General features: G+C 33.7%; 11 protein-coding genes. 1 reads left to right on the top strand and 10 read right to left on the bottom strand.

The window, feature by feature from the left end:
* Window positions 1–165: 165 nt before the first annotated feature.
* The 10 genes from NH26_RS09680 to NH26_RS09725 form a co-directional block, all read right to left on the bottom strand.
* Complete coding sequence (locus NH26_RS09680) at window positions 166–1,773, bottom strand: alpha-L-fucosidase (protein ID WP_044221289.1); 1,608 nt, start codon at window positions 1,771–1,773, stop codon at window positions 166–168.
* A 175-nt stretch (window positions 1,774–1,948) separates the two neighbouring features.
* Window positions 1,949–2,956: a sugar kinase gene (locus NH26_RS09685; protein WP_044221285.1), complete on the bottom strand. Its 1,008-nt coding sequence runs from the start codon at window positions 2,954–2,956 to the stop codon at window positions 1,949–1,951.
* Window positions 2,957–3,027: 71 nt separating this feature from the next.
* Window positions 3,028–4,470: a tagaturonate reductase gene (locus NH26_RS09690; protein ID WP_044221282.1), complete on the bottom strand. Its 1,443-nt coding sequence runs from the start codon at window positions 4,468–4,470 to the stop codon at window positions 3,028–3,030.
* 40 nt (window positions 4,471–4,510) lie between these two features.
* Window positions 4,511–6,160: a UxaA family hydrolase gene (locus NH26_RS09695; RefSeq protein ID WP_317040977.1), complete on the bottom strand. Its 1,650-nt coding sequence runs from the start codon at window positions 6,158–6,160 to the stop codon at window positions 4,511–4,513.
* Between the two features lie 14 nt (window positions 6,161–6,174).
* A complete protein-coding gene (locus tag NH26_RS09700) occupies window positions 6,175–6,861 on the bottom strand; it encodes a bifunctional 4-hydroxy-2-oxoglutarate aldolase/2-dehydro-3-deoxy-phosphogluconate aldolase (protein ID WP_044221279.1) in 687 nt (228 codons plus the stop codon).
* 3 nt (window positions 6,862–6,864) lie between these two features.
* Entirely contained in the window at window positions 6,865–7,293 is a 429-nt protein-coding gene (locus tag NH26_RS09705; RefSeq protein ID WP_044221276.1) for an L-rhamnose mutarotase, read from the bottom strand.
* Window positions 7,294–7,299: 6 nt separating this feature from the next.
* Window positions 7,300–8,655 (bottom strand): L-fucose:H+ symporter permease, encoded by a 1,356-nt coding sequence (gene fucP / locus NH26_RS09710; protein WP_084812123.1) that lies wholly within the window; start codon window positions 8,653–8,655, stop codon window positions 7,300–7,302.
* 15 nt (window positions 8,656–8,670) lie between these two features.
* Window positions 8,671–9,702 carry a zinc-binding alcohol dehydrogenase family protein gene (locus NH26_RS09715; RefSeq protein WP_044221273.1) on the bottom strand — a complete coding sequence of 344 codons (1,032 nt, stop codon included), beginning with the start codon at window positions 9,700–9,702 and terminating at the stop codon, window positions 8,671–8,673.
* A gap of 7 nt (window positions 9,703–9,709) precedes the next feature.
* Window positions 9,710–10,660 carry an aldo/keto reductase gene (locus NH26_RS09720; RefSeq protein WP_052431909.1) on the bottom strand — a complete coding sequence of 317 codons (951 nt, stop codon included), beginning with the start codon at window positions 10,658–10,660 and terminating at the stop codon, window positions 9,710–9,712.
* A 2-nt stretch (window positions 10,661–10,662) separates the two neighbouring features.
* Window positions 10,663–11,508 (bottom strand): amidohydrolase family protein, encoded by an 846-nt coding sequence (locus NH26_RS09725; RefSeq protein ID WP_044221271.1) that lies wholly within the window; start codon window positions 11,506–11,508, stop codon window positions 10,663–10,665.
* Window positions 11,509–11,765: 257 nt separating this feature from the next.
* Between NH26_RS09725 and NH26_RS09730 the strand changes: the two genes are divergently transcribed.
* Window positions 11,766–12,788, top strand: coding sequence for a LacI family DNA-binding transcriptional regulator (locus tag NH26_RS09730; protein WP_071397226.1), 1,023 nt, complete (start codon window positions 11,766–11,768; stop codon window positions 12,786–12,788).
* The last annotated feature ends 88 nt before the right edge of the window (window positions 12,789–12,876 follow it).

A 12,876-nucleotide genomic window follows, 5' to 3' on the forward strand; every position in this document is an offset into this window, starting at 1 on the left:
ATTTATCAGACAATCTTATATAAAGAGTCTTTAGCTATAGAAATTCACACATAAAAAAAGAGGTATGACAACCAAAATATGGTATCAATACCTCTTCATATAAAATACAGTTTGTTCGAATATTTATTGTTTAGTTAATCACAAATATGATGTATAAATCATCCACTACAATGCCTGCTCTAAATCTCCTCCAATATCAGTTTCTTTATAACCTTCACATTGAATTTTAAAAGCATGAGCATATTTAGTAGGAAACGATACAGGTCTTCTAATAATCAATCCATTTTCCGTTCTCTCCCATTTTAAAGGTTCAGTACTTCCTACTAATTGAATTTTCTCAATATCGTTATTCAAAATACCATATCGAGTACTTAATGTTTCTATCACAATATCTCCTTTTGGAGTATCCATTACAAAAGCATAAAATTCATTGTTATTCTTTTTTGTAAACCTGATATCGTTTTCTTTGTAAACAATTTTCTCTCTTTCGATTTTATGTCCTCCAGAAGGAATTCTTGTTGGACCTTCGCCAAATATCGCCCAAGGTCTTGTTCCATAAATAGCTTCACCGTTTACTGCTAACCAATCCCCCATATTTGTTAAAAGGTTTTCCATTTCAGGAGGAATAGTACCATCTGGGTTTGGAGGAACATTTAATAACATGTTACCGTTTTTAGAAACAATGTCGATTAAAATATCAATCAATTCATTCGTTTCTACAAACTTTGCATTTGATCGATAAAACCAAGTACCAGGAGAAGTATCCGTTACCCAAGCTTCATCTTTAGGTTGGTTTGGTCTACCTCTTTCATAATCTCTTACTGCAGTAGCTTCTGGGAAAGTAGTTTCCTTAAACATGACGACCACCTCTTTATTCCATTCTTTGCCCTTGTTATAATAATAGGCTAAGAATTTTTGTCTATACTTTTCGTCCATGTTTTCTAACCACCAATCAAACCAAATAATATCTGGCTGGTAAATGTCTATATATTCTTTCAACTTTGCCCACCACTCCTGATGATACTCTTCTGTTGGCATATCACTATCATATCCATGGGGTGTAGTGTATAAATCATAATCTTTAGGATCTACACCTCCATATTCATGTGCAGGAACAAAATATTTCCATGTAAAAGCATGATGAAATGATGCAATAAACTTCATTCCTCTTTTCTCTACAGATTCTTTTAAATCTTTAGAAATATCAACTCCTCCATAGTTAACAGAATTCCATCGAGTTTCTTTACTATCCCACATAGCAAAGTTATCGTGATGTATCGCAACGGGGCCAGCAAACTTTGCCCCTGATTTTTCAAAAAGAGCAGCCCACTTTTCAGCATCAAAACCAGTAGGTTTAAAGTTTTCAATTAAATACTTGTAACCAAATTCTTTTGGGTCACCAAATTGCTGTACGTGGTGTAAATAGTTAGACGTTGGATTATGGTTAGGAGAACCATCTTTATTTTTGGGATATTCTCCAGTTTTCCAATTTGGAAGGCCGTTTTTTCCATACATAAGCATGCCATGCCATCCTCCTAAATACTCTTTTTTGTCCATATTCACAAAGGCTCCAGAAACAGGACCCCAGTGTGTATAAATTCCAAATTTAGCATCTCTATACCAATCAGGAGATTTATTTGCTTTAGCCAAAGATTTCCAATCTTCTTCAAAAGTTTCTTCTTTTTGTTCAAAAGCTTGTTGGCTAGTATTAGTTTGTTGACAAGAAAACAAACTACATAAAAATGCAATAGATATTGTCTTTAATAGTTTCATACTTCTTTATTAAAAATAATCATAGTATGAAAGTAGTTAAGTAGGTGAGAATCGATATAGAATAAATTTTCTAAATAACGTCTATAATAATATACCCCCTATTTTTATGCAAAATTGCAGCAAATAGGGGGAGAACATGCCTAATAATATTATTCACTTTATAAAAGGTTGGATGTTACCTTTCCACTTTTGATGCATTTTTTGAGTGGATTAACCCCATTACTTCTTCTTTAGATACACTATTAAAATCACCATCTATACCATGTTTCAATGCTGAAGATGCTGTTGCAAAATCAATACATTTTTGATAGTCATCCTCAAATGTATTTAACCCATAAATAACGCCTGCCATAAAAGCATCACCCCCACCAATTCTATCTACAATATGAGTAAGATTATATTTTTTACTTCTGTATACTTTATTCCCATCGTACAATACTCCTTGCCAAGTATGGTGATCAGCAGAGACAACACCTCTAGAAGAAAATACTACTACCTCACAGTTGGGATAATTATTCATCATTTCTTGGCCAGACATTGCAAAACTCACATCACTCACTTCCTCATTCAATAAATCAACATCTGGATGAATACCTGACATCACATGACATTTTTGCATTAGCTTTGGCATAACTTCTTCGTGACTTTTCCCCCAATTCCATAATTTAGAACGGTAATTATAATCCACTGAAATTTTCAAGCCTTTCTCAAATGCCTTTGATATGGCAATCTCTGTAATTAATGCTGAATTTTCAGAAACTGCAGGGGTTATTCCACTCCAATGAAACCATGTTGCTCCATCAAAAATTGTATCCCAATCATAGGTATCTACATCTAATAATGAAAAACCGCTATATGCTCTATCGTAGATCACTTTACCACCTCTATGCATCGATGCAGCTTCGGTGAAATAGAGGCCTAAACGCTCCTCATTTCTTAAGATATTATCTGTAGAAATATTATATTTTTTTAAATAATAAAGGGCTTCTTTCCCCATCTCATTCAATGGTAAGACTGAGGCCATTTCTACATTTAGTCCAAAATTACCCAGGGAAGCCGCTACGTTTAACTCTGCTCCTCCAAAAAAAGATTCATATTCGTTGGTCTGTCCAAATCGTTTATTTCTTATTGGTGATAATCGCATTAATATTTCACCGAAGGTTATTATTTTATTTTTTTTCATGATTTTATTTTTAAAAAAATAGGGAACCAACAAAAGGTCCCCTATTTCTCACACATACATAATAGAATATCTTAAACAAACATCTCGTCTGTAATGATCGCATTGATTCCATCATTATCAATCACTCTCAAATAATGAGTGACACCCTCATTTAATTGAGGGATTTTAGAAAGATCTTGTTCCCAAAGTTTACTGTAAGACAATACTTTCTTCACTACATCTCCTAGTGAATGATTGTTTGCGCTATATTCTTCCCATACATTACTTAACAGCTGAGCTATATCCTCATTATCTTTAACAACAAAGCCTATTTTATTATTAGGATCATATAACTTGATTAATGCTGCAAATGATATCAATAAATGCTTTGGTAACTTACCATTAAGTTCATGATACTTTAAAATTGAAGGCAGCACTCTAGTTTTAAATTTAGGGAATGAATTTAAAGAAATACTTTCCAAGTAATGTTTGATAAAAGGATTTCTAAATCTATCCAATACATCATTTTTAAATGCTACAATATCATCTGCCTGAGGTAAAGATGGTATGATTTCATCAGAGATAGCTCTATCAATAAACTGACAGATCTGTTCATTCTCCAAATTTTCTTTGACTGTTTCAATACCCGCTAAAAGTCCCACTGGAACCATTAGTGTATGCGCTCCATTTAAAATTCGGACTTTTCTCTCTCTATAAGGAGCTTGGTTATCAGTGACGATAATATTTAAACCCGCTTTTTCAAACGGCAACTGATTCTTTATTTTCTGATCACCTTCTAGTACAAACAAATGAAATTGTTCTCCTTCTACTACTAATTGATCTTCAAAACCCAAGTCTTCCTGAATTTCATTAATTCTATCTTTAGGGTAACCCGGAACAATACGATCTACCAACGTATTGTAAAAAGTACAAGCTTCGTTTACCCAATCTGTAAATGTTTCTGCTAAATCCCAGAGCTTAGCATATTGGAGAATAATCTCTTTTAACTTCGCTCCATTTTGATCAATTAATTCACATGGTAAAATGATTAAACCTTTCTCCTTGTCACCATCAAAATGCATAAAACGATGATGTAAAAATGCTGTCAGTTTTGCAGGAAAGCTATCTTGAACCGCATCTAATTTATCTCCTTCATTGTATGCAATACCTGCCTCAGTGGTATTTGAAAAAACAAATTGTAATGTATCTACCTCTGATAATTTTAAATATTCGTTATAGTCTGTATAAGGGTTAATCACTTGTTGAATACAATCGACCAACATCTTTTTATTGATAAGCTCCCCTTTTTCAATACCATTTAATAATAAGTGGTATAAACCATCTTGAGCATCTAGGATTTCTCCCAATCCTTGAGGAATAGGTTGTACGACTGCAACACCTGCATTAAAATCAGACTTTTCATTCATCTCATGAATCATCCAATCTACAAATGCTCTTAAAAAATTACCTTCACCAAATTGTATCACTTTTAAGGGGCGTTGTTCTACACTTGCTGTTGTTCTATTTAGTTTCATGTATCTGATGTTTTTATTGAAGTTCTATTGATTTACATTTTTAGAGAGAAATACCCCTTTTCCAAGGAATGAAATCATCCTGTCGCATTCGCATAGAATTTGTTTCATCTTGTCCACTTGCTATTAATAATAGATATTCAAGCATTGTATTCGCACGAGAAGCAATACTATCTTCACCTGTAATTACTGACCCTGTATTAAAATCAATAATATCATTCATCCTTTCTGCAAGTATCGAATTAGAAGCCACCTTTATTACTGGAGTTATTGGATTTCCTGTAGGTGTTCCTAAGCCTGTACTAAATGTAATTAATGTTGCTCCTGAGCCTGCTAATGCTGTAGTAGACTCTACATCATTTCCTGGAGTACACAACAGATTAAGACCCGGTTTTGTGACTTGCTCTGTATAATCTAGTACGGCAACAATTGGAGATGATCCTCCTTTCTTTGCCGCTCCTGCAGATTTCATGGCATCTGTGATTAAACCATCTTTTATATTACCTGGAGATGGATTTGCATCAAACCCAGATCCTACGGCTTCTGCTCTTTGTTTATAAATTGACATAAGGTCAACAAAACGTTGGGCATCTTTCTCATCGATACAACGGTCAGTTAGGCTTTGCTCTACTCCATTAAGCTCAGGAAATTCTGCAAGAATTGGAGAGGCACCTAATGCTACTAACATATCTGATACATAACCGATAACAGGGTTGGCTGATATTCCTGAAAAACCATCAGATCCACCACATTCTAAACCTAATCTTAAGGCCGAAATAGGTGCTGGCTTTCTTTCTACTTTATTAGCTTCTACCAAACCCGACATGGTGTACTTTACTATGTTAGAAATAAACTCAGATTCCGCTACACTTTTTTGCTGCTCCACATAGTAAACAGGCTTATCAAAATTGGGATTCAGTTTATCAATGGCATCTTTTAAAATATCAACCTGAGCATTTTGACAACCTAAGCTCAAAAAGGTGGCTCCAGCTACATTTGGATTATTTAAATAACCGGCTAATAGTTGACATAATGTATCCGAATCTTGACGAATACCTCCACATCCTCCATCGTGAAGAAGGAATTTTATGCCATCAACATTATTAAAAACTCTATTTTTCTTTTGCTCTGCTAAAGGAATAACAATATCATCATTCAATATTGATTGGTTATCAGCACCATTTTCTATTTTTTTTAACAGATTATCTATATCCAGATCATAATCTCGGCCTTTTGAATAACCGAGCTTTTCTTCTAAAATTTCCTTTGCTGCTACAACATTTCTATTTTCACAAAAAACAAGAGGAACAACCAACCACATATTCTGCGTACCCACCTGACCATCTGTTCTATGATAGCCCATAAAAGTTCTATCTTTGAAATTAGAAACATCAGGCTTGTTCCATGAAGTTCTTCGGTCTCTTACGACAACATCACTAGCAGCATGCTTTACATTTTGTATTGTTAATGCCTCTCCTTTTTTAATGAATGTTGTGGCTTTACCAACAAGTACACCATACATAATCACTTCGTCTCCTATTTGGAAATCCTTAAGTGCAAATTTATGTTTACTCTTTACCGGACTAGTTGTTGTTATATGGTGTTGTTCATATTCTATATTTTCAGCAACCTCTAGGTCTTTCAGTGCTACCATCACATTATCAGATGGATGCACCATTAAAACTTTATTCATCATCTCTCTTTTATTTAAACTGTAATACAAGTTTCTTGGTATTCCTCGATAAAGTCCATTAATGACCTTACGCGATTGTAGGTAGCATCTAAATCAAATGTATTATCAGTATCTTTAATCATTAATTTATCTCCTATTCCTACACAGCTGACACCTACATCAAGCCAACTTTTTATGTCCTCTACTGAAGGGGAAATTCCTCCAGTTGGCATCACATCAGTCCAAGGCATTGGTGCTTTTACTCCTTTGATAAAATTCTTAGCATCGAAAGAGTTTGCTGGAAAAATTTTCACAACTTCAGCACCACATTCATGTGCATTTGAAATTTCTGAAACAGTAGAACATCCTGGAAACCAAGCTATTTTCCTACGGTTACAAATCTTTCCAATCGATGCATTAAAGAGTGGTGAAACAATAAAATCTGCTCCATGCTGAATAAAAATCCCTGCTGTTACTTCGTCGACAATAGAGCCTATACCAATAGCTAATTCTGGAAATTCTTTTCTTACAGTTTTTACTAACTGAGTAAAAATTTGATCTGCTTGTTCACCTCGATTAGTAAATTCAAAAACACGAACTCCAGCTTTATAAAGAGTAGATAAAACTAATAAAGTTTCCTCAAGATCATTGTTATAAAAAACAGGAACGATAACAGTAGCTTTCATTTTTGATACTACCTCAATTCTTGAAAATTTTGCCATTATTTATTCTGTTTCTATACTATGTTGAGGATTAGATAATTTTGATAATTCTTTCACTTGCCCATCAAGTGGTTCATGATCTTCTTTTTGATCTAATTCATAAATACGTTCCATCAATTCCCATTTAGAGTCAGCATCTGCATTCTCATCTGCGACTTGAAAACGAGAGACAAATTTCTCCCATTCAGACTGTCTAGGCTTTGTGGCTAATATTTTCATCTGAACCTCATGGTCGAAATCAGCCACAGTATCCATGATCATAAAAAGTTGTGTTTTATGCAGGTATATCTCCATATCCAAAATACCTACATCTTTCATACCCTGAGTTATTTCTTTCCAAGCAAACCCTTTAGCATGCACTTTTTTATAGTCTTCTATCAATGTTTTATTATCTGATAGAGAAAGTGTTTTACAGTATCTTTTGTAGTGCATGGTATTTTATTTTGAGTTTATATAACGTCTGTATCCGAAAAGTGAGATCATACAGAAACATAACAATGGTAATACAAATGATATATTCACTGATGGGTAGCCTAAAATCGTTTCAAGATCTACAATTGCTCCTTGGATAGGTGGCATTAATGCACCACCAACAATGGCCATTACTAAGCCTGCAGCACCAAATTCTGCATCTTGATCTAGCCCTTCAAGTGCGATTCCGTAGATAGTTGGAAACATTAATGACATAAATAATGATGTTCCAATTAATGCATAAAGACCTATATCTCCACCTATAAAAATGGTAACACACATTAGTGCTACTCCTCCAAAAGCAAACACAGATAATAATAGAGTAGCTGATACATAACGCATCATAAATGTTGCAATAAAACGCCCTACTAAGAACAGTACCATTGCTATAATATTGAAAAATTGTGCCTCAGCTTTTGAATAACCTAAGTTCTCAGCATACTGAATAATGAATGTCCAACACATGATTTGTGCTCCTACATAAAAAATCTGAGCAATCACTCCTTCACTATACGTAGTATTATCCAAAAGTCTATTGATGGTATCTTTTAAGCTAAACTGCTCATCTTTATTTCTTTTTGAAGGAATCTTAGTCACTGCGATCACGATACCAATGATTAAAACAACTAAACCTAATAATACATAAGGATCTCTTATGACCATCAAATCGTGAGTTCTAATTAAAGCCTGATCAGCTTCTGGAAGTGATGCAAAAATTGACTTTCCTGAAGTATTTAACTTAGCAGATTCTAATTTTGACAAGATAAATTGCTGTGCCACAAACATACCTGTTAAAGAACCAATTGGATTGAAAGCTTGTGCTAAGTTTAATCTTCTTGTTGATGTTGCTTTAGAACCTAGGGAAAGGATTAATGGGTTAGCTGTAGTTTCTAAAAAAGCTAATCCAAAAGTTAAGATGTAGTATGATGCTAAGAAAAAACCAAACATCTGAAATTGAGCAGCAGGAATGAATAATAAAGTTCCTGTTGCATAAAGCCCCATACCAATAAGGATTACAGACTTATATGAATATTTTTTTACGAGAATAGCAGCAGGTAAGGCCATTGTAAAATACCCTCCATAGAAAGCAAACTGTACAAAAGATGCTTCAAAATTTGAAATATCCATCACCGTTTTAAAGGCGGATACCATGGGGTTAGTTATATCATTTGCAAAACCCCACAATGCAAAAAGACTAGTAATTAATATAAATGGAATAAGGTACTTTTTTTCAACCACCTTTTCATTTTTTGAATCAGGAGCAGTGTTTTGATTCTGCTCCTCTTCATTCAACTCTAATTTATCTAATGTTATATTACTCATTACTTATTTATCTGTTTATGATAATGTCAACATTGCTTTTATCACGCCTGTTTCAGGTTTTAGCCAGCTATCAAAATGATTGGCGATATCTGTAAATAATACCTTATGAGTGATCCATGGAGTAGTATCTATCTGATTATTTTCGATCATATCAATTATCTGATCGAAATCGGCAGGTAATGAATTTCTACTTGCCATAATCGTTAATTCTTTCTTGTGGAAATAAGGGTCATGGAAAGAAAAATCTCCAGGAAATAAACCAACAAAAACAATTCTACCAGCAGATGCCGTGTACTGCAGAGTATTTGCCATAGAATGCTTATTTCCAGTAGCATCTATCACTACTGTTGGCAGGTTTCCATTAAATTGAGCTCTTATTCTTTTTTCTGTTTCAGAGACTTCTTGATGCACCTCTACAGTTCCATCCACCTTTATATTTTTATTACAAAAATTTAAACGCTCTTGATTGATGTCCATCATCACTGTTTTAGCACCAGCTGCCATAGCAAATTGGCAAGCACCCATACCAATTGGTCCAGCACCAATAACCACTACAGTATCTTCTGATGTTACCTTAGCTCTATTCACTGCATGACAGCCAATACTTAATGTTTCAACAAGAGCCAACTGATCATAACTTAACTTCTTAGATCTGTGTAAGTATTGAGAAGGAATTTTAAAGTATTCTCTCATTCCTCCGTCTTCGTGTACCCCAAAAACAGAAATGTTTTCTCCACAATTTGTAAAACCTCTTTCTACTGCGTGGTCTTCCGTTTTGTTGAAATATGGTTCGACTGAGCATTTATCACCCACAGCTACATTATCAACATCCCCTGCCACTTCTATTACTTCCACACCCAATTCATGTCCAAGTATTCTTGGGTAAGTGAAGAAAGGTTGTTTTCCTATATAAGCATGAAGATCTGTTCCACAAATACCTACTCTGTGAACTCTGACTAAAGCCTCTCCTGATTGAAGATTTTCTAATGGCTTTTCTGTTTCGTTCACCTCAAATTCGCCTGGTTTATTAAGAGTAATTGTTTTCATAGTCTGTTTATTTAAAAATGCATTCTGTGATCTTATTATGAACTGTTTCTGTTAATCCTCCTTGTTTCCAATAATCAACTGTAGTTTTTATCTGCTCCGTTTTTCTAGCTCCAATTACAATTCGATCAGCCTCAATTGTACTCATCAGATAACGTAAAGACATACCTGCTAAATCTATATTATTTTCATCGGCAATTGCCTTGACTTTGATAGCCGTATCAACATCTCTATTTGAGATCCATTCGTTATTTGGGCGTTCATCACAAAGTCTGTCAAATCTACTTCCTAATAAACCCATGTGTAATGCTGATGCAGCATAATAGCGAATATCATTTTTTTGGAAATAAGGAATATCAGTATCAAATGCACTCATATTACATGCATCCATTTTCATAAAGCCAGATACTACTTCAAATAAACCTGATTCAAAAAATGGATAAAATTCAGGAACTGGATTACCTCCTACACCTATTTTCTTTGCATAGCCCTTACTTTTTATTAATGATAGTGTCTCAATAATATCATCTTTTTTGTCATAAGGTAACATATGTGGCTCATGCAAAAACAATATATCTACAGCATCTACGCCTAATCTTTCTAAGCTTGTTTCAATGCTTCTTAGCATTGCATCTCTAGAGTAATCTAAATGAAATTCATCTGCTTTTTCGGCAAACAAACGTCCAATTTTAGTACTAATAAATGGTTTTTCTCCTTTCCACTGTTTAAGTGCTTTCCCCACAAACTCTTCTGCCCTGTTGTATGAAGGAGCCGTATCTAGAGATAGAATATTATTTTCTAAGGCATATAAAATGAGATCCACTGATTCCGTTTCATCAACAGGTCCCCAAACACCACCTAAGCCAGAAGTACCTAGTACCATTCTAGTGCCATGAGAAAAAGAATGATGATCTTTATATACATCTGCTAAATAGGTGGGTTTTAATAAAGTGTTTATCATGATTATTTTATTTGTACTTTTTTGGATACTAAACCATAAAATTTAGTGGCATTTTCTCCCAATACTTTTTTCTTATCTTCCTCATTAAAATAGCTTTCCACCACCTGCATCACCGTGCTATATTCACCTGCAAGTTTACATACTGGCCAATCAGAACCGATCATTACTCGGTCTATTCCAAATGCATCAACAACTATTTTAATGTACTTATGTAATTGCTCTACTGACCAATCATTCCAATCAGCTTCCGTTACCATTCCTGAAAGTTTACAATACACATTCTGGAAAGAGGCTATTTTTTTAATGTTCTCTGCCCATTCTGTAGTATCATCATTTTTAATATCTGGTTTGGCGATATGATCAATAACAAAAGGTTGATCCGGAAATTTATCGACCAATTCAATAGCAAAAGGAAGGTGTTTAGGAAAGATCAATATGTCATAAGTCAAATTGAACTCTTTTAAGAATGAGATACCATTCAAAAACTCTTCTCTCAACATAAATTGATCATCAGCTTCATCTTGTAAAACATGTCTGACTCCTTTAAATCCAGAAAATTGAGAAAAATAATTCAAACGCTCTCTTACATTACTATGGCATAAGTTTACCCACCCAACTACACCAAGTATAAAAGGGTTTATAGCAGCTTCGGATAACAAAAATTGTGTTTCTTTTTCCGTTTGACTTGCCTGTACAGCAACACATCCTTCGTAACCGGATTGTGCCATTTCACTCCATAAATCATTTGGTAAAAAATCTTGTTTCAATACTGACATTGAATCATTAATCCAAGAATGTTCTATGGTTGAATATTTCCATAAATGATGGTGAGAGTCTATTTTTTTCATGAATATTTCAGAGTAATGTTGAACACTTGATTGTGATGATTTAAAAAAATATATGATTGTTTTCAAGAGGTATTACAAATGTATAATCAACACATACAAGATGAAAGTTTAACGTTTGTCCTATATTAATTTCGATGATTATATATTTGATTTATGCCTATTTTTAAATAAATTACTACATCAAATAACAACCTATAAAATGATCTGTTTTTAGTTTGAAAACTTCACATCATTGATCAGATTAAAGAATGAACGTTTTGAAAAAAGATCGAGTTACTATAAAGGATATTGCTAAAGAATTAGGGGTTACACCAACAACTGTTTCTAGAGCTCTTAATGGCGGAGAAAGAATCTCTGAAAAAACTAAAAATAAGGTGATTTCATTGGCAAAGAAGTGGAATTACCGTCCCAATATTATTGCTAGAAATTTACAAAATCAAACATCAAAAACTGTCGGTGTAATTATTCCTGAATTTAATCACAACTTTTTTTCAATGATGTTACATGGAGTTGAAGAAAAAATAAGAGAACTGGGTTTTCAATTAATGATAGGTAGTTCTGGAAGAAATTATGATCAAGAAAAAAGCACTTGTTTTAAAATGTCTGATGCTAAAGTTGATGGTTTATTAATTGCACTTTCCAAAGACATGAAAGATTATTCTTATTTACAGCAAATAAGAGATGAAGGAACACCAATTGTTTTGTTAGATCGAATTTGTGAAGATATTGATACATCCGTTGTGATCACCGATGATTTCCAAGGTGCCTCTCAAGCCGTTGATTATTTACTGTCTTTAGGGCATCAGAAAATATTACATGTAAAAGGAGAAAATGGGATTTCTACCACCTTTAATCGATATATGGGATATGTTGAAGCATTGAAAAGAAAAAAAATTCCTATTGATCAAAACTTGATTCTTACATCTGAAGATGAAATAGAATTAAAAAAGCAGCTCATTTCAATTTTCAATCAAAAAGATCATCCAACCGCTATTTTTGCTTTCAGTGATTATTTAGCATTTATCATTATGGAAACACTAAAGAGTATAGGCTTAGAAATACCAAAAGATGTTTCAATTATTGGCTATGCCGATGAACCTATATCCACTTATACAAGTCCAAAACTTTCTACCGTAAAACAACCGTCTTTCGAAATGGGAAAAAAAGCAGTTGAGTTATTATTTGATTATCAAAAAGAAGAAAAATACCAGCATGTTATATTGAAAACTAAATTAATTATTAGAGAAAGTACACTAGAACCAAAAGCCTTGTTTGATTAATTTATTGGTCTTTTTATTGAGTCATCACACATGATAAATTAAGGGGTGAAATTTAGTACTATTACTTAATCTAAACTTGGAAAGGCAT

Source organism: Flammeovirga pacifica (assembly GCF_000807855.2).
GTDB classification, from domain to species: Bacteria; Bacteroidota; Bacteroidia; order Cytophagales; family Flammeovirgaceae; genus Flammeovirga; species Flammeovirga pacifica.